The sequence below is a fragment of the Bradyrhizobium sp. 186 genome (assembly GCF_023101685.1).
In the GTDB taxonomy this organism is placed as follows: Bacteria; Pseudomonadota; Alphaproteobacteria; order Rhizobiales; family Xanthobacteraceae; genus Bradyrhizobium.
The window spans coordinates 1,806,176-1,831,603 of sequence record NZ_CP082164.1 but is presented as its reverse complement, the minus strand read 5'-3'; the positions used below and the strand labels follow the sequence as shown (position 1 = coordinate 1,831,603).

At 62.8% G+C, this 25,428-nt stretch carries 23 protein-coding genes and 1 pseudogene; 5 read left to right on the top strand and 19 right to left on the bottom strand.

Annotated features, from left to right (window positions below; translation table 11 throughout):
- From IVB18_RS08525 to IVB18_RS08475, 11 genes are all read right to left on the bottom strand, one after another.
- Positions 1-2,313, bottom strand: coding sequence for a TonB-dependent receptor (locus tag IVB18_RS08525; RefSeq protein ID WP_247988738.1), 2,313 nt, complete (start codon positions 2,311-2,313; stop codon positions 1-3).
- The gene (locus tag IVB18_RS08520; protein ID WP_247988737.1) at positions 2,294-3,361 is read right to left on the bottom strand and encodes a HoxN/HupN/NixA family nickel/cobalt transporter; all 1,068 of its coding nucleotides are present in this window, start codon (positions 3,359-3,361) and stop codon (positions 2,294-2,296) included. The genes IVB18_RS08525 and IVB18_RS08520 overlap by 20 nt, the downstream gene beginning before the upstream one ends.
- Positions 3,362-3,466: 105 nt before the next feature.
- Positions 3,467-4,207, bottom strand: a complete 741-nt coding sequence (locus IVB18_RS08515; RefSeq protein WP_247991584.1) for an ABC transporter ATP-binding protein — start codon at positions 4,205-4,207, stop codon at positions 3,467-3,469.
- A gap of 5 nt (positions 4,208-4,212) precedes the next feature.
- Positions 4,213-5,067 carry an ABC transporter ATP-binding protein gene (locus IVB18_RS08510; protein ID WP_247988736.1) on the bottom strand — a complete coding sequence of 285 codons (855 nt, stop codon included), beginning with the start codon at positions 5,065-5,067 and terminating at the stop codon, positions 4,213-4,215.
- Complete coding sequence (locus IVB18_RS08505) at positions 5,067-6,890, bottom strand: ABC transporter permease (protein WP_247988735.1); 1,824 nt, start codon at positions 6,888-6,890, stop codon at positions 5,067-5,069. The genes IVB18_RS08510 and IVB18_RS08505 overlap by 1 nt, the downstream gene beginning before the upstream one ends.
- A 55-nt stretch (positions 6,891-6,945) precedes the next feature.
- Positions 6,946-8,103, bottom strand: coding sequence for an ABC transporter substrate-binding protein (locus IVB18_RS08500; RefSeq protein ID WP_247988734.1), 1,158 nt, complete (start codon positions 8,101-8,103; stop codon positions 6,946-6,948).
- 61 nt (positions 8,104-8,164) lie between these two features.
- The gene (locus IVB18_RS08495; RefSeq protein WP_247988733.1) at positions 8,165-8,749 is read right to left on the bottom strand and encodes an alkylhydroperoxidase domain protein; all 585 of its coding nucleotides are present in this window, start codon (positions 8,747-8,749) and stop codon (positions 8,165-8,167) included.
- A gap of 14 nt (positions 8,750-8,763) precedes the next feature.
- Complete coding sequence (locus IVB18_RS08490; RefSeq protein ID WP_247988732.1) at positions 8,764-9,390, bottom strand: CMD domain protein; 627 nt, start codon at positions 9,388-9,390, stop codon at positions 8,764-8,766.
- Positions 9,391-9,427: 37 nt separating this feature from the next.
- Complete coding sequence (locus IVB18_RS08485; protein ID WP_247988731.1) at positions 9,428-10,465, bottom strand: putative FMN-dependent luciferase-like monooxygenase; 1,038 nt, start codon at positions 10,463-10,465, stop codon at positions 9,428-9,430.
- A 135-nt stretch (positions 10,466-10,600) separates the two neighbouring features.
- Positions 10,601-11,383 carry a MetQ/NlpA family ABC transporter substrate-binding protein gene (locus tag IVB18_RS08480; RefSeq protein ID WP_247988730.1) on the bottom strand — a complete coding sequence of 261 codons (783 nt, stop codon included), beginning with the start codon at positions 11,381-11,383 and terminating at the stop codon, positions 10,601-10,603.
- 204 nt (positions 11,384-11,587) lie between these two features.
- A complete protein-coding gene (locus IVB18_RS08475; RefSeq protein ID WP_247988729.1) occupies positions 11,588-13,033 on the bottom strand; it encodes an MATE family efflux transporter in 1,446 nt (481 codons plus the stop codon).
- Positions 13,034-13,179: 146 nt separating this feature from the next.
- On the opposite strand from IVB18_RS08475, the gene IVB18_RS08470 reads away from it, so the two are divergent.
- On the top strand, positions 13,180-13,758 hold the full coding sequence (locus IVB18_RS08470) for a TetR/AcrR family transcriptional regulator (protein ID WP_247988728.1): 579 nt from the start codon (positions 13,180-13,182) through the stop codon (positions 13,756-13,758).
- Positions 13,759-13,779: 21 nt separating this feature from the next.
- On the opposite strand, the gene IVB18_RS08465 is transcribed toward IVB18_RS08470, so the two are convergent.
- Both IVB18_RS08465 and IVB18_RS08460 read right to left on the bottom strand, forming a co-directional pair.
- The gene (locus tag IVB18_RS08465; protein ID WP_247988727.1) at positions 13,780-13,977 is read right to left on the bottom strand and encodes a hypothetical protein; all 198 of its coding nucleotides are present in this window, start codon (positions 13,975-13,977) and stop codon (positions 13,780-13,782) included.
- A 161-nt stretch (positions 13,978-14,138) separates the two neighbouring features.
- The gene (locus tag IVB18_RS08460) at positions 14,139-14,333 is read right to left on the bottom strand and encodes a hypothetical protein (RefSeq protein WP_247988726.1); all 195 of its coding nucleotides are present in this window, start codon (positions 14,331-14,333) and stop codon (positions 14,139-14,141) included.
- 1,015 nt (positions 14,334-15,348) lie between these two features.
- On the opposite strand from IVB18_RS08460, the gene IVB18_RS08455 reads away from it, so the two are divergent.
- Positions 15,349-17,136 carry a peptide ABC transporter substrate-binding protein gene (locus tag IVB18_RS08455; RefSeq protein ID WP_247988725.1) on the top strand — a complete coding sequence of 596 codons (1,788 nt, stop codon included), beginning with the start codon at positions 15,349-15,351 and terminating at the stop codon, positions 17,134-17,136.
- Between the two features lie 688 nt (positions 17,137-17,824).
- Here the strand turns inward: IVB18_RS08455 and IVB18_RS08450 are convergent.
- Together IVB18_RS08450 and IVB18_RS08445 are read right to left on the bottom strand one after the other, a co-directional pair.
- Complete coding sequence (locus tag IVB18_RS08450; protein WP_247988724.1) at positions 17,825-18,412, bottom strand: hypothetical protein; 588 nt, start codon at positions 18,410-18,412, stop codon at positions 17,825-17,827.
- A 310-nt stretch (positions 18,413-18,722) separates the two neighbouring features.
- Positions 18,723-19,694, bottom strand: coding sequence for an abortive infection family protein (locus IVB18_RS08445; RefSeq protein ID WP_247988723.1), 972 nt, complete (start codon positions 19,692-19,694; stop codon positions 18,723-18,725).
- On the opposite strand from IVB18_RS08445, the gene IVB18_RS08440 reads away from it, so the two are divergent.
- A complete protein-coding gene (locus IVB18_RS08440) occupies positions 19,695-19,838 on the top strand; it encodes a hypothetical protein (protein WP_247988722.1) in 144 nt (47 codons plus the stop codon). It begins immediately after the preceding gene.
- 673 nt (positions 19,839-20,511) lie between these two features.
- Here the strand turns inward: IVB18_RS08440 and IVB18_RS08435 are convergent.
- The 4 genes from IVB18_RS08435 to IVB18_RS08420 form a co-directional block, all read right to left on the bottom strand.
- Entirely contained in the window at positions 20,512-20,673 is a 162-nt protein-coding gene (locus tag IVB18_RS08435) for a DUF2934 domain-containing protein (protein WP_247988721.1), read from the bottom strand.
- A gap of 230 nt (positions 20,674-20,903) precedes the next feature.
- Positions 20,904-21,383 (bottom strand): acyl-CoA dehydrogenase family protein, encoded by a 480-nt coding sequence (locus IVB18_RS08430; RefSeq protein ID WP_247988720.1) that lies wholly within the window; start codon positions 21,381-21,383, stop codon positions 20,904-20,906.
- 15 nt (positions 21,384-21,398) lie between these two features.
- Positions 21,399-22,136 carry an SDR family oxidoreductase gene (locus IVB18_RS08425; protein WP_247988719.1) on the bottom strand — a complete coding sequence of 246 codons (738 nt, stop codon included), beginning with the start codon at positions 22,134-22,136 and terminating at the stop codon, positions 21,399-21,401.
- A gap of 19 nt (positions 22,137-22,155) precedes the next feature.
- Positions 22,156-23,763, bottom strand: a complete 1,608-nt coding sequence (locus tag IVB18_RS08420) for an AMP-binding protein (protein ID WP_247988718.1) — start codon at positions 23,761-23,763, stop codon at positions 22,156-22,158.
- 237 nt (positions 23,764-24,000) lie between these two features.
- Here IVB18_RS08420 and IVB18_RS08415 point away from each other — a divergent pair.
- Both IVB18_RS08415 and IVB18_RS08410 read left to right on the top strand, forming a co-directional pair.
- Positions 24,001-24,745: pseudogene (locus IVB18_RS08415) on the top strand (SDR family NAD(P)-dependent oxidoreductase).
- Position 24,746: 1 nt separating this feature from the next.
- Positions 24,747-25,424, top strand: coding sequence for a glutathione S-transferase family protein (locus IVB18_RS08410; protein WP_247988717.1), 678 nt, complete (start codon positions 24,747-24,749; stop codon positions 25,422-25,424).
- The last annotated feature ends 4 nt before the right edge of the window (positions 25,425-25,428 follow it).

The following is a 25,428-nucleotide window of genomic DNA, read 5'->3' as shown; positions in this document are numbered from 1 at the left end:
TCAGAAGGTCCCGGCCATGGTCGCGCGGAATGTCAGCGGCTCGACCGGGTGCAGCACGTAATCCATCACGCCGTTCTGGCAGACCGCGGCCGGCGCGGTGCCTGATGTGCAGAGATTGTAGAGCGTGTCGGTCCTGAGCAGCGAGCCGTAGGCGTAGCTGATCTGGTTTGCCCTGGTATTGAACAGATTGAGCACGTCGAGCTGGATGCGCCAGCCGTTGTCGATGCGATAGCCCAGGCGCCCGTTGAAGACGCTGGTCGGCGACGAGCGGAACGCATTGTCTTCCGTCAGCGGGCTGGATGCGAGATAGCGCCAGCGCAAGCCGCCAAACCAGCCGGTCTTCTCGCCGAGCGTGACGCCGGCCGAGGCCACCATCGGCGGTGCGTTCGGAATGTAGTTGCCGGGCGCGGTGCCGATCTGCGCCTCCGGATAGCCGGCAAGCGAGGCATGGACCTCCGCCTGATCGCTATCATAGCCGCGAAAGCGCGCATGCGTCATCGCAAGATTGCCGTCGATATCGATCCAGGATTTCGGGCGATAATGGTTGGTCCATTCGAAGCCGTAGCGGCGGCTGGCGCGGGTCGCTTCGGTATCGCCGGCATCGCCAGAGAACAGGATCTCGGAATCCTGGTCGAGAATGAAGACGCTGAACGAGGTGTCAAGACCGGGAATGGTCCTGCTGCGGATGCCGACCTCGGCGCCCCTGGTGCGGACCAAGAGTGGCGACGGCGAGAGCTTTGTGGTGGGATCGCTCGGATCTTCCGTCGTTGTCGCGCCGCGCGCGTCGTTGGAGTGCATGCCGTAGCCGGCACCGAGGAAGAATTCGGTCCGGTTGAACGGACCGAGCACCATCCTGAATTTGGGGCTGCCGAGCGTGGCATCGGCGCGGCCCGAGTTGTTGGAGTTAAATAGCGAGGTCACGTCGGTGGCATAATAGTCACCGCGCCAGCCCATTGTGGTCCTGAACCAGTCTGTCCAGCGCACCGTGTTTTCCGCATAGAGGCCGACGCTGCCCTCGCCGACCTTGTCGCTGCGGATGTTGGCGAGGAAGCCGCGCTGGAACGTGTTGGTCAGCGCCAGATCGATCGCGTCGTAGCGCGATTGCAGGCCGAAGGTGGTCTGCATCGGACGGCCCGCAAACGAGCCTTCGAGCGTACGCGAAATATTGGCGCCGGCCATCAGGCGGTCGTCATGCTGGTGAAACTGGTCGCCGAGCACGGAATCGCCCAGGAAATAGGTGAAATTGTTGTAGAGGTCGAGCTGGCTCTTGACGACATAGGCGTTCGCCTTCCAGGAGCCGAGATCGTCGCTCTGCGCCACGCCGCCTGATAGCGCGAAGCGATTGGTGTTGCCGCCGTCGCTTCTATCCTCCGAGCCGAAACGGTCGAGCAGGCCGCTCGTGATCGCGCGCTGCGGCACCTGGTCGGTCGAATTCCATGTGTTGACGTAGGCCATGCCGGTGACGGACAGGCCATCCGTCGCGGTGCCCTGGCTGTAGCGCACCAGGCCGTTGAGCTTGCGCACATTGTCCGGATTGTCCCAGGGACCGTTGTAGGTGCCGATCTCGCCGGCGACGAGCAGCGCGCCGTCACCGAGTTTCGCCGAATCCATGCCGAGCAGCCGGCGATAGCCGAAACTGCCGGCGGTCACCTGCGCGAGGCCCTTTTCGGTGCGGTCGATCAGGCCGATGTGCACACTGCCGACCGAAGCGAAATCACCCTCGTCGGCGAAATACGGACCCTTGCGGACGTCCATCGCAGCGATGGTTTCCGGGATCAGCCAGTTGAGATCGGCATAACCCTGGCCGTGCGCGTGGGTGCGCATGTTGACGGGGACGTCGTCGACATAGATCGCGAGATCGGTGCCGTGGTCGAGGTTATAGCCGCGCAAAAAATACTGATTGGCTTTGCCCTCGCCGGAATGCTGGGTCACGATCAGGCCCGGCACGGCTTCGAGCGCCTCGCCCGGCCGCGTCGCCGGGCGTGCATTGAGCTCCTCGCCGGAGACGGTGATCTCGCTCGCCATGCTTGGCGGGCCCTTTGCGCCGGAGGCGACGCTGCGGTCATCCGACGCTTGCGCTGCTGCCGGATAAACAACGATGCGATCGTTAGCCGCGACTGGCTTGCTGGTCCGCGGCGCAGGCGGCTTGTTGCGACGCGGCGTCTCGCCGCCGGTTATCCGGATCGGCGGCAGTTCGCGCGAGGCACCATTGCTCTGCGCGAAAGCTTTGTCTTCATCCGTGACCAGGACGAAGGCCGACAGTGCCGTCAGCGCGCCGCACCGACGGCCAAGCTCATGCCACCTCGGTCGCATCGACACCCCGGAGCACGTCCGGCGCTCGCCGCCGGTCGTCCGCAAACATGCGGCGGTAGAGCACGACCGAGACGAGCCACGCGATTGCGAACAGCGCGATCACGGCGAAACCGAAATTCGCCAGCGACCCGTTGAGGCCGTCGACCAGCGCCCACACGCCGCCGGACAGGCCGAGCCGGTCTCCGATCAGGCCGAGCGCCTCGATGCCACCGATGAATAGCGCGACCGCGACGGAGGCGCCGGTGATGGTCAGGTTGTACCAGAGCTTGCGCAGGGGATCGACGAAGGCCCAGCGATAGGCGCTGACCATCAGCGCTGAATCGGCGGTATCGACCAGCGCCATGCCGGTCGCGAACAATGCGGGGAATACCAATACATCGGCGAGCGAAGCGCCGTGCGAGGCCTCAGTGGCGGAGATGCCGAGCAGACCGATTTCGGTCGCGGTATCGAAGCCGAGCCCGAACAACAGTCCAAGCGGATACATGTGCCAGGGCTTTGTCACCAGGCGGAACATTGGACCGAGCAGTCGCGCCAGGAATCCGCGATCGGCAAGCAGTGCATCAAGCCCTTCGGCATCATGAACGCCCTGCTCGCGCGCCGCGCGAAACGTCCGCCACAGACCGGCGAAGATAGCGAGGTTGAGGATTGCGATCACCAGAAGGAAGATCGCCGACACCGACGTGCCGATCAGCCCGCCGATATCCCTGAGCAGGCTGTCGCCGCCAAAGCTGACCACGCCGAGCGCAAGCAGCATGGTCGCGACCACGACGACGGTCGAATGGCCGAGCGCGAAGTAGAGACCGACGCTTTTCGGCGCGTCGCCCGCATGCATCAGCTTGCGCACGACGTTGTCGATGGCGGCGATGTGGTCGGCATCGACGGCATGGCGCAGCCCGAACACCCAGGCGAGCAGCGCGGTCGCCATCACCGCGGGCCGGTCGGCGAACAGGGCGAAAGCCCAGGCCCATGCGGCGGCGTTGGCGGCGAGGAGCCAGCCGAACAGCAGCACCGTTCCGGGCCCAACCGCCCGCAAAGACAATCTCGTCACGCGCCCGTTCCCGTCGACCAACCCCTAGTATGATCTTTTCATAGAATGATCACACTGACCAGCGCAATCCCGGGCGGCCGGGTCAGGTTTCGTGCATGGGCCGTATTACGCGGCCTCGGCGCCGCCGAGATAGGCGTCGCGCACGCGCAGATCGTCCTTCAGCGCACGCGCGGAGCCGGAGAGCACGATCTTTCCGGTCTGGAGCACATAGGCTTCATGCGCGATCTCGAGCGCGAGGCTGGCATTCTGCTCGACCATGAAGACCGACACGCCCTCCTGATTGATCGTCCTGATCAGCTCCAGCACGCGATCGACATAGAGCGGCGACAGGCCCATGGTCGGCTCGTCCATCACGATCATCCGCGGCCGGCTCATCAGCGCGCGCGCCATGGCGACCATCTGCTGCTCGCCGCCGGACAAGGAGCCGGCGCGCTGCGACAGCCGCTGCCCGAGTTTTGGGAACAGCGCTAGCATCCGGTCGAGGTCCTGCGCCACCTCGGTGCGATTGTTGCGCACGAAAGCGCCCATCAGAATGTTTTCCCGGACGCTCATGTCCGCGAACAGCCGCCGCGCCTCCGGCACCGAGGCGATGCCGCGGCGGACGATCTGCGGCGTCGAGAGCCCAAGCAGCGAGGCGCCGTCGAATGTCACCTCGCCCGAGCCGGGCTTCACCAGGCCAAGGATGATCTTCATCGTCGTCGATTTGCCGCTGGCGTTGCCGCCGAGCAGGCAGACGATGTGCCCGCGCGCGACGCTGATCGACAGGTCGAAATGCACCTGGGCCTGGCCATAGAAGGTATTGACGCCCGATAACGCGAGCAGTGGATCGGATGCGTTCGCCGTCATGCCGCTCATGCCGCGCTCTCCTGCTGATCCGCCGTCCCCGACAGGCCGTGGCCGAGATAGGCCTCGATGACCTTGGGATCGCTGCGGATCTCTTCGCCGGCGCCTTCCGCGATCTTCTTGCCCTCGTCCATGACGATGACGCGGTCGGAGAGGCGCATCACCATTTCGAGCTTGTGCTCGATCAAGAGGATGGTCAGCCCTTCGCCTTTCAGCTCGGCAACGAGCGCCTGCATCTCCGCGGTCTCGGTCGGGTTCATGCCAGCGGTCGGCTCATCCAGCAACAGCAGGCGCGGCTTCAGCGCCAGCGCACGCGCGATCTCGACGCGGCGGCGATTGGCGTAGGAGAGGCTATAGGCCGGCTGGTCCATCCGCGGCAGCAGTCGCTCGCCGAAGCGCGCAAGGATGATCTTCATCTCCTCCCGCAGTCGCTCTTCTTCAGCCTTGACGCTGGCGGGGCGCAGCAGCGCCAGCCCCAATTCCAGCAACGGGCCGATCAATGGCACCGCCGGCTTCACCGCACGCAGCCGCGTGTGCGCGCCGATCAGGACGTTGTCCATGACGCTGAGATTGCCGAAGACTCGGCCGAGCTGGAAGGTGCGCGCCATGCCTTCGGCTGCCAGCGTTTCCGGCGAAAGCCCGGTGATATCGCGCCCTTCGAAACGGACTTCGCCGGCATCGGGCCGATCGAGCCCGGTCACGAGATTGAACAGGGTCGTCTTGCCGGCACCGTTCGGGCCGATGATGCTGACCAGCTCGCCCTTGGCAAGGTCGAGATCGATGGCGTTGACCGCAGTCAGGCCACCGAAGCGGCGCGTCAGCCCGCGCAGGGACAAGAGCGATGCAGCATGCGGGTCCGTCATCAGATCGTCCCCAACAGGCCCTGCGGCCTGAACCGCACCAGCAACAGCAGAACGATGCCATAGATCAGGATCCGGTACTCGGCCGCGATCCGGAACAATTCAGGCAGACCGACCAGCGCGACCGATCCGACGACGGCGCCGACGACATTGCCGAGACCGCCGAGGATCACGACGGTCAGCGCCAGGATGGACTGCTGCGTGTTGAAGGTCTCGTGGTTGATGTAGGAATAGAGATGCGCCGCGATGCCGCCGCTGACACCGGCCGCGAACCCGCCGAAGATGAAGGCCAGCGACTTGTAGCGATTGAGACTGAGGCCGTAGGCGCGCGCGGCGATGTCGTCATCGCGGATGGCGCGAAAACTGCGGCCGAGATGCGAGCCGAGCAATCGTGCCTGGAGCAGCGCCAGCACCACCATCACGGCGAAGCTGAACCAGTAGATCGACGTTGGGCTGATCAGCTCATAGCCGAACAGCGACAAGGGCGGGATGCCGGAAACGCCGATGGGGCCGCGGGTCACGCTCTCCCAGTTCAGGATCACCAGCGACACGATCTCGCCGATCGCAAGTGTTGCGATCGACACGTAATGCCCGCGCAGGCGAAACGACGGCGAGATCAACGCCGTGCCGAGCGCCGCGCTCATCAGGCCACCGCCGATGATGGCGAGGCCGACAGGGACGGAGAACGTCAGCGACAGCAGCGCGGATGTATAGGCGCCAATCGCGAGCAGCGCGGCGTGTCCGAGCGAGACCTGACCGATCGTTCCCGCAACCAGCGTAAGGCTGAGCGCAAGCATGCCGAGCAGCCAGGCGTTGATCAGCGTCTGGAGCACGTAGAAGGAGGCCGGAAGCAGCGGCAGGATCGCGAAGCCGCCGAGCGCGATCAGCAACGCCCAACGGGGAATACGGACCGGGCGACTCGGCGCAATGAAGGTGCCCGTGAGCGGTTCGGGCGGCGCCTGCCGCGCGCTCGCAAACAGGCCGTTCGGACGAAGCACGAGAACCACGACCAGCAGCAGGAACGCAAAAAGATTGCGATAGCTGGTGCCGAACACGGCGACGCCGTAGCTCTCAACCAATCCCAGCAGCAAGCTGCCGATCACGGCGCCGGGCACATTGCCGGCGCCGCCGACCACCTCGGCAACGACGCCCTTGAGCGTCGCCTGAAGGCTCATCGCGGTGTCGATCTGGTTGTAGTACATGCCGACCAGCAAGCCGGAGACGCCGCCGAGCGCGGCGGCAATGCCGAACACGGCCTGGTTGACGCGGTTGACGTCGACGCCCATCTGCATCGCGGCATCGCGGTCCTGCGCGGTGGCGCGCACGGCCCAACCGAGCTTACTGTAGCGCAGGAACACGAACAGCAGCAGCGCGCTGGTGAGGCCGACGCCGGCGATCAGGAGATCGAGCGGGCCGATCGTTCCGCCACCGACCTGGAAGCGGACGTCGGGCAATTGGCTCGGCAGCGCGCGCGGATTGGGCGAGAAGGTCAGCATCACGAGCTGGTCGAGCACGAAGCTGATGCCGATCGTCGCCAGCAGCGGCGCGATGCGCACCGAGTTCTGGAGCGGACGCAGGCCGAACCGCTCGATGATCAATCCGACCAGCGCGGCGGCCACCGCGACCACGATGATGGTGAGGGGCAGCGGCGTATGCAATTGCACCACCGCGACCCAGCCGATATAGGCGCCGACGAGATAGATCGAGCCCTGGGCAAAATTGATCAGCCGACTGACGCCGAAGATCAGCGCGAGCCCGACTGCTACGAGGGCGTACACGTTACCGACGATCAGCCCGTTGATCGTGTAATCGAGCCAGGAAGACAAGCGACGTTCCTAGTGAAGAGAAAAAGAGGCCGGAGTGACCACTCCGGCCATCATGTCAGGTCGGCTTGCCGTCCCATAGCGCGAATTGGCCCTTGCGCACGACCAGCTCGGCGTTCATGGCACCTCTGACGCGGCGGCTCTCGACGTCAAACGCCGCGGACCCGAAGATGACGCTCGAGACATCGCGCACCTTGGTGAAAGCATCGCGAATGGCGCGCCGGTCGGTGCCGCCGATCTTCACGATGGCGGCAGCCATGTTCATCGCGTCATAGGCATAGGCGTTGAAGGCATCGGGCTCCAGCCCGTTGTACTTCTTCTTGAAGCCTGTGATGAATTTCTGCACCTCGGGCCGCGGATCCTCCGGGAAATAGCGGGTGCCGAGATGGACATCCTCGACCGCTTCGCCGCCGAGCTCGATGAATTTCGGCGAATAAACCGAGCTTGCGGCGCAGATCATCTGCTTCAGCCCGACCTGGCGCGCCTGACGGGCGATCAGCGCCCCATCGGAATAATAGGAGATCAGGATCAGCCCATCCGGATTGGCGTCACGGACGCGCACCAGCGTCGAGCGGAAATCCCGCTCCTCCGCGATATAGCCTTCGGTGACCGCAACCTCGGCGCCGTATTCCTTGGCCGCCTTGACGAAATAGTCGCGGCTGGTGCGGCCCCAATCCGTATTGAGGTGCAACACCGCAAGCTTCTTGAGGCCGAGACGGCGCACGGCATATTGCGCCAGCAGCGGCTGCTCATCGGCCTGGCTGACGGACGTGCTCCACATGAAGTCGCCGCCCTTGGTGAAATCGGGATGCGAATTGGTGAAGCCGAACTGTACCAGTCCTCCCCGCTGATAGATCGGAGACGCGGCCATCGATGCCGTGCTGGAAAAATCGCCGAGTTCCATGACGATCCGGGGATCGGAGACGAATTTCTGGGCAATCGCCACCGACTGGCGCGGATCGCTCTGGCTGTCCTCGAAGCTGTAGGCAAGCTTGCGCCCGTTGACGCCCCCCGCCGCCTGAATTTCGTCGAGGGCGAGATCAAAGCCCTGTTTCCATTGCGTGCCATATTGTGCGTTCGGCCCGGTCAGGGGGCCGCTGACACCGAGCAGGATCGGCTCGGACGATTGCGCCAAGGCACCGCGTGACATGGCTGCTCCCGCCATCATGGCGGCGAGAGATCCCTTGACCAGGGTACGACGGTCGATGTTGCTCATGCACGGCTCCATCCGCTCAGATGTCGAAAATAGATGGCAATTTCCATGCCAGTGAAGGTGCCTATTTCGTCGGCTCGCCGAGCGACAGCATCAATCTGTTCGCCCAGTTGAAGAACGACGAGCTGTTGACGACGTCGACGATCTCCGCATCGTCCAGACCGGCGCGGCGCAGCTCCTCGATGTTGTCAGGGCCGAACGCGACCGGCGTCGCCGCCAGCGCCACCGACGCCTTGACGACAGCGTTCCAGCGCTCGCCGAGATCGACACCGACGCCTTCGTCGAGCAGCCGCTGCACGTCGTCGCGGCGCCTGGAATAGGTGCTGGCAAATCGCGCATGCACCGACGCGCAATAGATGCAGCCATTGTAGCGCGAGGTCGCCGCCGCCGCGAGTTCACGCTCGGCGCGTGGCAGGCCGTCGGCGATGTTGTAGAAGATGTCCTTGTCGGTCTTGGTCCGGGCTTCCAGCACCTCGGGATCGCGCACCAGCAGACGGAAATATTCAGACTTGGCGCGGGAGCGATCGACGAGGCCGGCGAAATGCCGCTCGGTCAACTCAGCCTCGGGCAACGGATCAATCCACGATACCCAGCCGAGCTCGTCCTGGGTGAAAACAACCGGCGGATTGACGGTGCTTGCAGCGCTCATGATGCAATCTCCTCCTACGCGTTCGCCGCGGCGCTTGCCGGACGCCCGAGCGAGGCGCCGAGCACGCGGAGGCCGGCGACGACGCGAACCTGAAACGACAGGAACGCGACGAGCTGGGACAAAGTGACGATGCCGGTGTTCGACCAGCCGGCGCCCAGCAGCGCCTTCATGTCGGCGGATGCGGCATCGCGCGGCCGGAACACCAGCAGGTGCGCATGTTCGAGCGCTGCGACGAGCCGGGCGCCGAGCACCGGCTTGCGATCCGCGCTCACGCGATAGATCAAACCGGTCTTGTTCTCGACCGATAGCGGGCCGACCGGAAAGGCGCCATACGGGCCCGACGTCTTGCCCCGCTCGATCTCGGCCTCGATCGCACCGACGAGAGCCGACCCATCCGCGTTTGCCGAAAGCTTCGCCCGGTAGAAGGCGGACACGGGGGAAACGCCATGCAGGCCGGCCACGAAGCCCGCAACCGCCGCGCGTTCCGCAAGCGAGACCTCGCTGACGTCGATCGGCTCGAACAGAACGAGATAGCTCTTCTGCGCATTGTCGCGCGCCTGGAGCCGACGCGCGCGGATGGCGTCCAGAGCCGATCCCGGTTCGATCCCGGCGAGCGTGTCGATGATATCCTTGGTGCTCATCATTCAGCCTCGTGCAACGTGATCGTGTTCATTCTAACTAGCCCGCCAAGGCGACATCGGGTGCCGCGGTCCTGGTCCAGCCCAGCGCCGGCGCAACCTTGTCCGCGACCAGCTCGATCGAGCGGAGGATATAGGGATGCGGAGCATCCACCGAATGCGCCTGGAAGACCAGATCGGTCACCCGCTCCAGCGTGGCGTCAGCGCGCAGCGAGGCGATGACGTCGTCGGCCGCGCCGACATGCGTGTCGAACGCCGCGATCATCTCCTCCAGCATCTTGCCCGGCGCGGCGTGACCGCCCTTGAGGAACTGCGGGAGCGCACGCCGCAGTCCGATATCGGCAAGGCGCATCGCCTCGCGGCGATCGTCGGCAACGAAGACGCTACGCGATGCCATGATGCGGGGCTCGCAGCCCGGCGGCAGCGCCGCGAGATAAGCATCGATCACCGGGTTCTGGATTTCAGCCAGCGTGGCGCGCGGCGCCTCCTTGGTCCGGGGCTGGGTCCGCGACAGCAGCAAGCCGTCGCCGGCCTTGCCGGCACGCGCGCCGCCTGCCACCGAAAATGTCGCCTGCCAGATCCGGTCGCACAATTGCGGCCGCTGCGGATAGAGCGTATCGCCGCCGTCGAGCGGCTTGCCTGCCAGCGCGGTCCGGACGACGTCCAGATTGCGCGCAAAGATCTCGTTGCGCTGGGTGCTGTCGAGGCCGAAGGCGGCAAAGGCCGACGGGTTGCCGCCGGTGCCGACACCGAGCTCGAACCGGCCGTCGCAGAGAAGATCGAGCACCGCGGCATCCTCCGCCACCCGCACCGCGCTCTCCAGCGGCAGCGTGACGATGCCGGTGCCGAGACGGATGCGCGAGGTCTGCGCCGCGACATAGCCGAGAAAGGCAAAGGGCGAAGGCAGTCCGCCCTCGCGCTCGTGAAAATGATGCTGTGCGATCCACGCGGAATCGAGGCCCGCCTTTTCCGCGCGCACGATCTGCTCGGCGGCGAAGCGGTATCGCTCGGCCGCGGGCACAGCATCGAGCAGGCGCGTGAAGAATCCCAGTCTTTTCAGGTTTGCAAAGCGTTTCATACGACCCCTGTCGGGCGACCATTGCCATGGCCCCGATGATGTCGGTTGCCGCAGCCCGAGACAAGCGGGCATTGCGCAAGGCTGCCACGTCGCCTGTATTTCGCTCCTCCGCTGGAGCTTGACTGGGCAGCCTGCCTACCAGCTCGGCAGCACCGCGCCCTTGAACTTGGTCAGGATGAACTCCTTGACCTCCGGCGCGTGATAGGCGTCCACGAGGACCTTGACCCACGGCTTGTCCTTGTCGGCCGCCCGAACGGCGATCAGGTTGACATAGGGTCCCTTCGGGTCCTCGCGCAGGATCGGATCCTTGACGGGATCGAGGCCCGCCTGGGTTGCATAATTGGTGTTGATCGCGGCCGCGTCGACATCGTCGAGCGCGCGAGGTGCCTGTGCTGCGTCGACTTCGATGAATTTCAGCTTCTTGGCATTTTCGGTGATGTCCAGCACCGTCGGCTTGAAGCCGACGCCATCCTTCAGCTTGATCGCGCCCTTGTCGCGCAGGAGCAGCAGCACACGTCCGCCGTTGGTCGGATCGTTGGGGATCGAGACCTTGCCGCCGTCGGGGATATCGGCCCAGTTCTTGTGCTTCTTCGAATAGACGCCGATGGGGAAATTCACGGTCAGGCCGACGGCTTCGATCTTGTAGCCGCGGTCGGCCTTCTGGTTGTCGAGATAGGGCTGGTTCTGGAACGAATTGGCCTGGATGTCGCCGGCATCGAGCGCGGCGTTCGGCACGACGTAGTCGGAGAACTCGATCAATTGGATGTCGAGGCCCTGCTTCGCCGCGATCGGCTTCACGGCCTCGAAGATCTGCGCATGCGGACCCGGCGTCACGCCGATCTTGATGGTCTCGGCTGTAGCTGCGGCCGACCACGCGGCGAGCACGGTCGAGAGGATCAGGGCGGCACGAAACGACATCTTTGGTCTCCATGGAACCGGCAATAGCTGGTGTCGTCTTCCTCCGTGCGGGACACGAAATCAATGAAATGAAAAATCAAATTTGCCCGCGCTAGGAGATGCAGCTTCCACTCGCAGGGCGAATAGGGAAATGGAACGCTTGCGGGGGACGTGTGGGTGACCTGACGGCGCTGGACCACATCCGAGCCGCGAGCGAGCGCGCTATCATTCGGCGCGCCAGGTCGAAGGCGACAGCATGATCAGGACGCAGATCGCGGCGTAGGCGGCGAGCGACACGGTGACCATGGTGGCGAGCCCCGCCATGCCCGCGCCAAAGCTCGCGACTGCAATCCAACCGCCGCCGGCCGCGATCAGGATCCGCGCAATCGACGAAGCCAGCGGTCCCATGGCGCGGCCGGTGCCCTGGGCGGCGAAGGAGGTGACGAAGCCGAAGCCGAGCGCGGCATAGGCGGGAGCGACGATGCGCAGGTAAGTCATGCCTTCGTTCACCACCTCGGGATCGTGGCTGAACAGGTTCAGCCAGGCCGTCGGAAAGATCGCCACCAACAGGCCGATCGTGCCGGTCAGGATCATGCCGACGACGCCGCTGATCCACCCGATCCTGCGCGCCCGGGCGGTCTGGCCGGCGCCCATGTTGACGCCGACCATGGTCAGGGTCGCCGTGCTGATGCCGAACAGCAGCGGGATCATGATGTAGTCGAGCCGCGAGGCGATGCCGTAACCGGCAAGCGCCGAGGTGCCGAACAGGCCGACCGCGGCGGTGACGAGGATGACGGTGAGGTTGGTCAGCACCGCGTTGAACGCGGTCGGAATGCCGACCTTCAACATGTCGGCGAATATTTTTGCGCGCAACGACACGATGCGCAGCGTCAGGCCGGACCCACCGGAGGACATGTAGTGCAGCAGGAACAGCATCGCCGCGCCATAATAGAGCCCGAAGGCGATCCCGGCGCCGCCGATGCCGAGCCGCGGGACCGGTCCGAAGCCGAAGATCAGCAGCGGCGAGACCGGGATCGTCACGATCGCGCCGACCAGCGTCACCAGCGCGGGCACCTTGACGTTGCCGGAGCCGCGCAGCGCCGCCGCCTGGAGATTGACGATCCACACCGGAATGGCGCCGGCGAAGAGGTAGTTGGAATAAAGGGTGGCCGCAGCGAGCGCATCGCCCCGGCCGCCGAGGGTGCGATAGAGCCATGGCCCGCCGAGGATCACACCGAGCGTGAACACGCCACCGGCGAGGATGGCGAGCACCACGGCATGAAACAGCGCGGCCTCGGCGTCATCGCGGCGACCGGCCCCGACCGCGCGCGCCACGGAGGACGCAACGCCGCTGCCGAGCCCGCCATTCGACATCATCGTCATCAGCATGAAGATCGGGAATACCAGCGCGGCGCCGGCGAGCGCATCGGTGCCGAGATAGCCGACATAATAGGCCTCCGCGATGTTGACCGCGGTCTGCGCCACCAGCACGGTCACCGTCGGCGCCGCGAGCTTGAGCAGCGTCGGCAGGATCGGCGCGGTGAGCAACGCATCGCGCCTTTGCTCGCTCGCGCTTTGGGTGGACGGCGCCGTCCGGCGAAGCGGCGCCGCGGTGCGGGCCACGGCGTGGGTGGCAGACAGAGCCGGCGCGGCGGCATCCTCGACTGACATCGGTACGGTCCTGTGGTTCCTGACGGCCGCGGCCCATCGACCGCCCCATTTGAATTATGAATATAATGTATTATTATGATCGTAATGCAATAGGCCAGCCCTCACAATTTTGCGGCTTGGGGGCGGCCGGTTCGCAAGAGGCAGCCATGGCGCGCTACGACAAGGGACACCGGGACACGACGCGGCGGCACATTCTCGAAATCGCCTCGGCGCAGTTCCGCGAGAGCGGCATTGCCGCGGTGGGTCTCGCCGGCATCATGTCGGAGGCGGGCCTGACCAACGGCGCTTTTTACACGCATTTCGAGTCGAAGGAGGACCTGGTGCGCGCGGTGCTGCTCGATGCGCTGGAGCGGCGCGAGCAGCGGCACAAGGACAATCTCGACAACAGCGTCGCGCTCGAGACCACGATCCGCGACTACCTCTCTCCGCGCCACCGCGACCGCGCCGGGACCGGCTGCCCGACCGCGGCGCTGGTTTCCGAGATCGCGCGGCATCCGAAGGCCACGCGCGATGCCTTTACCGGAAAGATGTCCGACATCATCGCGTTGATGGCGGCACAGATCCCGGAAGGTTCGCGCGAGCAGCGGCGGCGCAAGGCGATGACGGTCTATGCGACCATGGTCGGCGCGCTGCAATTGTCGCGCGCCGTCAGCGACAGGCAATTGTCGGAGGAGATTCTAGAGAACGCGGTCGAGGCCGCTCTCGCGCTCGTCGGCGGGCGGTGACGGGACGCCGCGAGACCAACATCATTCGCGCGCGCAGCACTCCACCAGCAGGTGCCAGATACGTTCCGCTTCGCCGCGCGTGTGGTTGTTCAGCACGTTCTCTGCGCTCGACTGCGCGCACGCCGCCACGGGAGTGGTCTCGCGCGGCATGATCCAGCGCTGCGAGATCGGGTCGTACCATTTTCCGATGTTCATCTCGGTCGTGCCAATCAACGTCATGCCAATCAACTCACATGATCGAGCGCAGTTGGAAGCGCGGGCCGGTCCGCTCTGTCCGGTTGAAGTGTCCCGCACCATGCCAACCATGTATTCGCACGAACGTTCCGTCATCGGGGCATTCGCGGAGGAAGGTGCAGGCGGAGCGGTTCCCGCGCATGCGTTCAGGCCGGCTTTGCCGGATGCAGCGTGCGCGGGTGACGCCCGTGCAGCAGCCGCGCGAGCCCTTCGCGCTCGCTACTGCGCTCCTTCATGGCGGTCTCGAACAGCGCCTCCTGGATGTCGCGGGGCATGTCGCCCCACACGTCCATGGCCGCCTTCCCGAGCAGCCTGGCGAAGTGGTCGTCTGCGTCGCTCATCAAAGTTCTCCTGATCCAAGACACCGGACGGGAACAGCCGTCGCGTTGTGGCGTTCCACTGCCATCATTGTGAAAAGAGGAGTCACGGCAATGAATCTTCGGCCGGAGCAACACAACGAAACTTGAGCTGGCCGCATCGACCGGGTTAGCTTTGCGCGCGGCCTTTGAACTTCCCCAAGTTCGTTTAGCTCGCACTGGATCGTCGCCTGAGCCTGCTTTCGGGCGGCGGTCCAGTTACCGCTTCGTCAGGCGACAACACGCAGCATCGCGTTCTCGCGGCTGATTTCGCCCGAGCTTTGCTTGATCGTGTCACCCTCTTGAACCAAGAGGGCGCAGGGAAGGCCGGGTGCCGGCTGGCACCCACTCATCCGCTGTGCGAAAGCACGCGCAGTAAAACTGCACAGCGGTCAACAGGTGTAGCCGAAACACTCGACCTTCCCTGCGCAGTGGGTTGACGGCTTATGCCGCGCTCTCCCGGGAGCCGAATTCCTTCTGGCCTCCCTCGCCCCGCGAATTGACGATGCGGTTGACCCGGTTGGGCGCTCCACACCTCCGCTAGAGCTTGACCGTAGCAACGACGGCCAGGACCACACGGTTTTGCCGTACGCGAGCCCGCCTATCGCCACAGGGTTCTCCGGCGTTGTCGAATTTGCCGGAAAAATGTTGGCGAGACGAACCGTCAGCGCCGCTCGTCCGCACGTGGTTTCGGGCTCACAGGGACTACCCGCCCTGCCCGCACCTCTCGTGCCGACGCTGCCGCGTCCACCGCAACCCGGCTCGCATATCGTGACGACGTACGATCGCCCCTCCTGGTGAGCCGGGATAGGAGACACATACGCCATTTCCGAATTTCGGTAAAGCGGAATATTTTTGTGGGGAGGGGGTTGACGGGAGTCGGGTGTTTTGCCCGACGGCTTCAGACCTGCGACATCATCTTGACTCCACGATGCCAAACGTCCTGAGTTACAGTGCATGTACGGCCGGTGACGATTTTTTTAACAGGTGGGGTCATCTGATGAACGAAAACGAAATCCGCAAGTTCATCGCGGAAGTGAAGCAAGGCACGTTATCGCGACGCTCGTTCATCCAGACAATGGCTGCGATCGGGATCGCAGCGCCGGTCGCGAGCCAGATCCTGAGCTGGAACGACGTGGCGATGGCGGATGCCACGCTGCCCTACAAGCCGACCAAGGCCGGCGGCGGCGGCCCGCTCAAGATCCTGATCTGGCAGGCCCCAACGCTGCTCAATCCGCATTTCGCGATCGGCACCAAGGACCAAGTTGCCTCGCGGATCTTCTTCGAGCCGCTGGCCGGCTGGGACAAGGAGGGCAATCTCATCCCCTGCCTCGCCGCCGAGGTTCCGACCAAGGCGAACGGCGGCCTCGCGGCGGACGGCACCAGCGTGACCTGGAAGCTGAAGCAGGGCGTGAGGTGGCATGATGGCAAGCCCTTCACCGCCGACGACGTCGTCTTTACGTGGCAATACGCCGCGGATCTCGCGACCGCCGCATACACCACAGGGTCCTACAAGGACATCATTGTCGAGAAGATCGACGAGCACACCGTCAAGGTGATCTTCAAGGCCCCGACCCCGTTCTGGGCCGACCCCTTCGTCGGCTCGGTCGGCCAGATCCTGCCAAAACATCATTTCGGCGACTATGCCGGCGCAAAGTCGCGCGAAGCGCCGGGCAATCTGAAGCCGATCGGCACCGGTCCCTACAGGTTTGTCGAGTTCAAGCCGGGCGACATGATCAGAGCCGAACGCAACCCCGACTATCACGTCAGGAACCAGCCGCATTTCGACACGCTCGAGGTCAAGGGTGGCGGCGACGCGGTCTCCGCGGCGCGCGCCGTGCTGCAGACCGGCGAATACGACTATGCCTGGAACCTGCTGGTGGAGGATGAGGTCCTCAAGCGCATGGAGGCCAGCGGGAAAGGCAAGGTGGAATTCACGCCCTCCGGCGGCGTCGAGTTCATGATCCTCAACACGACGGACCCGTGGAGCGAGGTCGACGGCGAGCGGTCCAGCACCAAGACCAAACACCCGTCGCTGTCGGATCCGGCCGTGCGCCGGGCGATCAACTGCCTGATCGATCGCGAGGCGATCCAGAAATTCATCTACGGCCGCGGCGGCATCGCCACGGCGAGTTTCGTCAACCAGCCCTCGCAGTTCAAATCGAGCAAGCTCAAATACGAGTTCGACGTCGACAAGGCGAACAGGATCCTCGACGAGGCCGGCTGGAAGAAGGGCGAGGACGGCATCCGCGAGAAGGACGGCAAGAAGCTCAAATACGTCTTCCAGACCTCGATCAACGCCCCGCGCCAGAAGACGCAGGCGATCATCAAGCAGGCCTGCCAGCGCGCGGGTATCGACATCGAGCTCAAATCGGTCACCCCCTCGGTGTTCTTCTCGTCGGACGTCGGCAACCCCGATACCTACTCGAAGCTCTATTGCGACATGGAGATGTACAACACGACGCAGCCGCAGCCCGATCCGGAGCGTTTCCTGAACCAGTGCGTCTCCTGGGAGATCTCCAACAAGGAGAACAAATGGCTGGGCCGCAACGTCTCGCGCTGGTCCGATCCCGAGGCCGACAAGGCCTACAAGGCCGCGCAGCAGGAGCTCGATCCGGCCAAGCGCGCCGCGCTGCTGATCAAGGTCAACGAGATCTTCTGCGAGGCCAATGTGCTGGTGCCGCTGCTCTCGCGCAACATCGTCGGCGCCAACGTCAATAGCCTGATGGCCGACATTTCGGGGTGGGACGTCACGACGTGGAATCTGGGGAGTTGGTATAGGAGTTGAGGGGGACAGTACGTAGGTGGGTAGAGCGAGAAGCAAAACCCATCGGGGTTTGTTCAACGATGAAGCATGATGGGTTTCGCAAGTGCTCTACCCATCCTATGGAATGGTGGCGCTTCGGCCTACGACGGTTTCTGCACCGCCACGCGCTGTCAACGTGATGCGGGACGATTACGACTGGGAGGGACAGCAAGATGGCGTTGATGTTAAACTTCCATTGGGAAGAGGCTATTGGTGCAATGACCTTGAGCAATCCAACGAACCCGCGCCCAGCGAGTGAATTTAGGGACGCGCCAGCCAAGCAAACTGCTCGTCAATCTGCGTTCTACAGAAATCTGGTCCGGCTTGCCGAGCAGACTCGGAGAAGAACACTTCCGATCACATTCCTGACCCAAGATGGATCAGCGAAGCCGAATGGACTATGGGTGCATCAAAATTGCTGAACATGCGGGTTTCATCGAGCGGATTGAGAACGCCCCCAGCGGCGTGGTCGAAGCGATCACTTTGACATGGAATCCATCTATCTGATTCCAGGCGCAACCTTGGTCGCAATGACATGATTGATGCAGCCCGTCGGATGGGTGGAGCGGAGCGAAACCCGTCAGCACCTTTTCCGATGGTGAAGCATGAAGGGTTTCGGAGGTGCTCTACCCATCCTACATGCGGCCACCGCAACTGAAACATTCGCCCCCTAGAAAAGCGACCAGAGGTGCTCTAGCGCAGAACTTAGGTGGGATTTCACGACGTCCTTGATGGCCAGGAGCGCGCCTTCGATAGTTTGTCCTTTAACAGTGTTCGCAAATCGAAAGCTCGCTTTCTTCAAGGCCGTAACGAGTTTTCGCACCGACCCTGCGCTAATGGAGTCCGACCTCAGCTTCTCCAAGCCACCCTTCAAATCGAGTACCACCGAGTCTCGCTCTTGGGGATGCGTCACCGCATAGCCGTTGTCCTGCTCAATAGCATGTGTGGCCGCTTCCAATTGCTCGACGGCATTGGCGACTTCCGGATCATTCTGCCTGATAGTAATCGGAGCCCACTCATCGAGTGGCGCTCCTAAGAAATCCTGCTCTGTTATCTTTAGCTTGCGCGCCATGCTGTTGACCTTGAGCAACGCGCTCGACAGCCATAGTCTCTCCTCGCCGGACGCCCGAGCCTTGAAGAACGGACTGTCCGCGGAGTTCTGAAGCATCTCCGACAACAGCCCATAGCCCTCGCCTCTCTGCCAAAGCGTAGGTCCGAACGGATCATGAGTGATCCTGATGGCGTCGTGCTTCAACATTAGCCGCAGAGCCTCAGCCCGCAGCGCCTCGTTTTCAACGTAGCAGTATTCCTCCTGATCTTCACTGGTATAAGTGAAGTCCTTCAGAAGTCCCCTCTGAATAATAGTTCTGCGGATATTCGAAGTGGATAAAGAACGCGAGCATGTAGTACTCGGGCGCCAGGTTCAGAAAGGTCGCCTTATCCATTTCCATGTCGTCTAGATCTCCTTGTCATCCCAACCGGTATCCCGAAGCTCGCAGGATGAGTGGATCGAAGTGACCCATCAGAGTTTTGTTGGACCATGAAGCATAATGGGTTTCGTTCGTGCTCTACCCATCCGAAGTATTCCATCCTTCTTTTTGCTCGCTCGGCTGCCTCGTTGCGGTCGTTCGGTTACTTGCGTCTGCCTGCCGTGCCTCCCACGTCGCGACGAGAAACGTCGCCATCGCTCCAGCGAGATTGACCGCCAACTCCGCGTGACGAGCTTGGGGACGTGCTCGCTTCGGGCCCGGACTGTGCGCATCGCTCAATTTGTTGCGCAGAGCACCCAAAGACTCGACAACGGACTGACAGCTTCCCAGAATCTGCTTGAACACTGGCTCGGTGTGATCGTCCGGCGCAAGCTTCAGGACTTTCGCCAATTTGCGGTAAAGTACCGGCAAGTCGTCCTTTTCCTGCCAAGTCTCACCCGCGCGATCAAGAATCCATTTGCAAACGTCCTCAAGGAGCGTACGCGCCAGCGTTATCGCGCCTGCCGGTTCCGACGTGCGCCGCTCCATTGCCATGGTCCAGCGTGCGTGGACCTGAGTTGGATCGAAAGCAGCCAGTGTCGAAGAAATGCTCTCGTCGGATGGCGAACCGGTCGGAGTTGAACGGACGGCGAAGAATGGGCTTCCTGAAATTTTCCCTGCCAGAGCGAGTGTATATCCGTCGTGGCGCAACAGGGCGTCTATCTTGTCGGCTAGCTCGGTCTGTTCCGGCACGGACCGGGTTTCCGGCGAAGTAACTGCTGCGAGCAGCTTGAACAACTGCGAACGGGAGCAGTTCAGCAAGCCGAGCGCTTCCAGTACGTCTCGGTTAGAAAGGACATCGTTCCGGATGGTGTGCCGATGGAGATAGTCTTCGAGCGTGGGCTCGACACTTGGATGTGGCGCCGGTAGCGATGCGGTGGGCCAGAGGCTCCGGATGAGATCCAAGTCATCGATCTCGCGCGCGAGCGGGAGCCTATCGAACAAGGCGATGAGACGCCGCCGAGTTAGTTGCGTCACCGGCGGCCCCTTGAGGTCATTGATCTTGGCCAAATGCTCGCCGAGTTCGAAATGTCGTCCCTCGACCGTCAGGCGACACGCGATTGTGACGAGCTAATCGGCGGAAACGGCTGCGAGGCGCCTCTGCGCATACTTATTCTTGCTCGCGAAGGCTTCCTGTTCGTCACCGTCATCTAATCCAAGACGGCGACACAAGCCCGGGACGTCATAGGCTTTGGCATCGGAAATCGCCGACGCGAGTAGACGCCGAAGCTCGGTCAGCATGGCCTGTGGAATTGATGGAGACATCGTTAGCGGCGATCGTTCCTCATCTGGAGCCGAACATGCACCAGCTTATCGACGTCGGGTCCGCGTGCCCCTCCGGCCTGATTGGTACGGGCGGCCGTCCCGTCAGCGCGCGCAGACTGTCGACCAACAAAGTACAACGTAAGCGACTGTCAATCAAAGCGCTTGTTGGTGGCGGGTGGTCGATACCTTCATTTCCCGAGACGATTTGCCCGAGTTTCTGGTTTCAGTCGCTTGAGATCTTTCGCAAGATCGAACGGAGGCCAGGGAGGATTGTTGGTAGCGGGAGAGAGACTCGCCCCCCGCCCCCAGGATTATGACTCCCGTGCTCTAACCAGCTAAGCTACCCGCCTACAGGGCTCGCGGGGGCGCAAATGGCCGATTTAATGCCAAGTTGCGTCCGCATCGATCACGACAGCTCTGATCTCGGGGTCTTCGGTGGTGTTGCAGGTGCAAGGCATCCCCTCACCGCACCGGCAGCCGCTTAATTTTTCACTCCAGGCCCGGAGCGGATGGTTTTCACAGACCCACCCCAGACCGTAGCAGAATGGGCACTTCTTGGCGGTCACAGCGTATCCGGCGTCCGCATGGGGTTCGACTTGTCCTCATTGCGCAGCTCCTGCTCGGCCGCGTGCCAAAACTCTTCCTCACGGCCTTCCGGCTTGCCAGCTCGCTCCCACAGTCGGTGCGCGCGTTCTCTGATGTCCTGCTCGCTCGGCTCAGGCATGGCATCTCCTGCGATGAAGCACGGCCCCACCCTGGGGGTATGGGGGCTTGGAGGCGGGGCCGTGCAGACCAGCAATCGGCGACGACGCTGGCCCGGGGATTCAAGCTTTGATCGTGCGCGAAGGTTCCTAGTGCGCGTGAGCCGGGGCCACTCGCCGCCGCCCGTGCCGGACCTCGATCCGTCGACGGTGATGATCGGTCGCACGGTGACGCCGGGGGATTTCATGTCGATCAGCAGGAAGGAGATGCCGGCCTGAGCCTTGGCCGATCGCCGTCCCGCACTGCTTTGGTGCGGACCGACGCGATGTCGGAGCCGGATCCCGGCTCTGAATAACCCTGGCACCACCAATCCTTACCGGAGAGAATCCGCGGCAGAAACTTCTGTTTCTGCGCTTCGTTGCCGAAGGTGTAGATCACCGGGCCGACCATGGTCGCGCTGAACGCGAGGGACGGCAGCGTCCCGGCGCGTGACGTCTCCTGCTCGAAGATGAAGCGCTGCGTGATCGACCAGCCCGGGCCGCCATGCTCCTTGGGCCAGAGCGGCGCAACCCATCCCTTCTGATGGAGGATACGGTGCCACAGCAGCATCTGCTGCTTGGACAGGTCGGTTTCCGGATTGGGCACGCGCATTTCCGCCGGATGGTTCTCAGCGATGAAGGCGCGCACTTCGTCACGAAATGCAGCCTCCTCGCCGGATAGATTGAGCTCCATCACCGACGGCTCCCACTACCACTTCTCGCCGAACGGACGAATCTCCAGTTCAAAAGTCCAGGCGCTCTTAGGCTGCTGATAAAGCAGCCAATAGGATTCTGCGACCGACGATGGCGGCATCAAGAGATCGGGATCATCCAGCGCATCGGGACCGAGCGCCTCGATCCGCCGCTGACGAACCCATTCCGTATCGACGCCGGAATCGATGATGAGATGCGCCACGTGGATGTTCTTTGGACCCAATTCGCGCGCAGTCGCCTGTGCGACGGCCCGCAGGCCGAACTTGGCGCTGGCAAACGCCGCATATCCCGTCCCACCGCGAAGGCTCGCTGTCGCACCGGTGAAGAAGATATTTCCCTTGCCGCGGGGGAGCATCAGGCGAGCTGCCTCGCGGCCAGCAAGAAAGCCGGAATAGCACGCCATTTCCCAAACCTTGCGGAACACACGTTCGGTCGTATCCAGAATTGGAAAGTTGACGTTGGCCCCGATGTTGAAGATGCAGACCTCCAGCGGAGCATGTTTGTCCGCGTCACCAAGGAAGGAGATGATCTCCTCTTCCTTGCGCGCATCGAGCGAGCGTCCGTGAATTTCGCCTCCGGCTTGCTCGATTTCCTTGATCAAAGGCTCGAGCTTGGCGCCATTGCGACGCCCGGCAAAAACCGTGAAGCCCTCCGAGGCGAACTTCTTGGCGATCTCGCCGCCGATGTAGTCTCCGGCGCCGATCACGGCCACGGTTGCGTTTCTCTTCTGCAAGGGTGCTCTCCCGGTCAGGTTAGACATGTTGTCCGTGAAATTCGGACGTCTGCGCCGCAGGGGTTTCGCTACCCTCGCTACGCAAGGACTCCGCGAGCTTGTGCTTGAGTATCTTGCCGGTTGAGGTGGCCGGCAAAGCATCGAGGATGACGATTTCGGACGGACGCTTGTATGAGGTCAACTGAAATCGGATGAAGCTCATCAAATCGTCCGGCGTCATGCGGGACCCCGGCAGCAGTTGCACAAAGGCGACGATCTCCTCGTTGCCACCTGCCGCACGACCGACCACCGCAGATTGCACGACGTCTTCGTGTGAGCTGAGGACCGCTTCGACCTCCGCGGGATAGACGTTGAAGCCCGAATGGATGATCATTTCCTTGGTGCGGCCGACAATGTACAGGCAATCGCCGTCGAAGCGTGCTAGATCGCCGGTGTTGAACCAGCCCTCGCTGCCGATCACCTTCGCGGTAAGCTCCCGGGCGCGATAGTAACCCAGCATCACGTTGCGCCCGCGAACATGCAGCTCGCCGACTTCACCTCTTGCCGTGGGAAATCCGTCGAGTGTTCGCAACCGCGCCTCTACGCCCGGCAGCAGCGTGCCAACCGCCTCATCCGAGCGTGGCGCATCGAAGCGCACGCCTGATATTCCAGGCGAGCATTCGGTGATGCCGTAGCCGTTAAGGAGCGGAAGGCCGAACTCTTTTTCCACACGCGACTTCAGATTCAAATCGAGGGGCGCGCCGGCGACGGCGATCAAGCGTAACGAGCCTCGGGCGAGCTGCTCCACACCTGATACGCTCTTGTACTCCAGCAGCCGTTGATAGGTGGCAGGCACGCCGTTGAGGATGGTGACGTCCTCCTCCGCGATCGCCTTGGCGGTCGCGGCAGGATCGTATTTGCTGACCATCCGCACCGCACCGCCGACCATCAATGTCATGATCAGGAGCGAGATGCCGACGATATGGGAGATCGGCAATACGAGATAGATTTTGTCGTCTTCATTCATTTTGCGGAAATACGCAGTGGTCTTCGCGCTGATCAGCAGATTGTCATGCGAGAGCATCACGCCCTTCGGGGTCCCCGTCGTTCCCGAGGTGTAGATCAGCACCGCGACTTGCTTTGCCGGATCGGCCTCCACCGCCTCGACGGTTGCGCTTTCGTTGAGCGGACCAACACCAGTCGCCAGCAGTGGACCTATTCGCCGGTGCTCGGCGCCATAGCGCGACGCGTGAGCCGCGGCCTCCTTCGAAATACTTGACGTGAAGAACATCCGTCGTGCGCCGCTATGGTCACGGATCTGGTCCAGTTCGCGTGCGGACAATCGCGGGTTTGCGACGATCGCCCAGGCATCGAGCCGGCTCGTCGCCAGCAGCAAGGCGGCGAGCGCAATACAGTTTTCGCTGACAATGATCATCCGGTCGCCTGGCCTGATCCCCAGCGACGAAAGCACCGTGGCGATCTCGCTAACGCGTTGCTCCAGATCGCGGTAGCTCCAGGATGTCCCGTCTTCGACCAGCGCAATCCGGTCGGGGGCATCGGCAGCCTGTCTTGTCGTTACTTCATGGATGCGACCCGGTAAGCCGACAGCAATCTCGTCGAGATTGATCGCCTCCGAAAGCTCCGCCACGACTTACCTCCCGACCAAACCATGCCTGCTCTTGCAACGCGGCACATTCGCCGCTTACGTATCGTTCTTTTTTAGAACTCGTCAATCATTAATTCATCGTCGTGGCTTCCCGAGATCCAAAGGGGCACCATAGCTGCCCTATAGTCATCCTCGCCATTGGTGAAAACCGCCGTTTACAATGCACCGGCCGGCCGCTACGATTAAAGTATCAAAATAGAACTTAATGGGAGAAACGAAATGGCGGCGAGCCGCGGTGTGGCGATACTTGTGGGTGCTGGCGATGCCATTGGGGCGGCGGTCGCGCGGCGTTTTGCCAAGGGCGGCTATACGGTTTGCATCTGCAGGCGTGATGCATCCAAATCGCAGGGGCTTGTGTCCGAGCTGAGGGCTGCGGGGCATAACATTCACGCGTTCAGCATCGATGCCCGCCAGGAAGCAGAGGTCCAAGGCATATTCGCGTGGATCGAGAAAGAGCTCGGGCCCATCGAGGTCTGCCTCTACAATGCCGGTTCGAACGTCAACAAGCCTCTGCTGGACACCACGGAGAAGCTGTTCTTCAAGGCCTGGGAACTGGGCCTGCTATGGCGGCTTCCTGGTCGGACGAGAGGCTGCGCGCGTCATGCTTCCGCGCGGACATGGCACTATCTTCTTTACGGGTGCGACGGCCAGTGTGCGCGGCGGCAAGGGGTTTGCGGCATTTTCATCCGCGAAGTTCGGGCTTCGTGCAGTGGCCCAAGCGATGGCGCGCGAGCTGGGGCCGAAGAATATTCATGTCGTGCATCTTTTAATCGATGCAGGCGTGGATAGCGAAGCCATTCATCAGCGCATGAAAGCAGCGAAAGGGATCGAGGCAAGCGAAATTCCCGCGGATAGCCTGACCAAGACGTCTTCCATTGCTGACGCCTATTGGTTCACCCATCAGCAAAGCAGGGATGGCTGGACCCACGAGCTCGATCTCCGCCCGTCCGTGGAGAAGTGGTGACATGAGCGCGACACCAAACCTGACCTTGTGGGGCGTTGGGACAAGCCGCACCATTCGTCCGCATTGGGCCATGCACGAGCTAGGCTTGGTCTACGAGACAAAGCCCATCGGGCCGAGAACGGGCGAGACCAAGACCGCTGAATACACCAAGCTCAATCCGCGCCAGAAGATTCCGCTGCTTCAGGACGGCGACTTCAGCATCGGCGAGAGCGCCGCAATCGTTGCCTACCTGTCGCGAATGTATTCCACGACGGAACGCTCGCTGATTCCGGAGGCCACCCGCGGGTATGCCGCGTGGCTGGAGTGGTGCTTCTTTATCGTCGCGGAGCTGGATTCAACCAGCCTTTACGTGATGCGCCGCCATCGGGCCGATGGGCTCGGCCCGATCTACGGTATTGCGCCCGAGGTTGTTACCCAGGCTGGCGCGTATTTCCGCCAGCAGTTGCACCATGTCGAAGTCGCGCTCGCAGACGGCCGGCAATTCCTGATGGGCAACCGGTTTACCAGCGCTGACATCCTGCTCACGACTTGCCTTGAGTGGGCCATCGCCTATGGCGTCGGCATTTGCGACAACGCGCAGCCCTATCTCGAACGCATCAAGAAACGGGATGCCTATCAGCGAGCGATCGCAGCGAATGTCCCGATGGCACCGATCACGCCGCTGCCGGCGAAAGTCTAGAAAC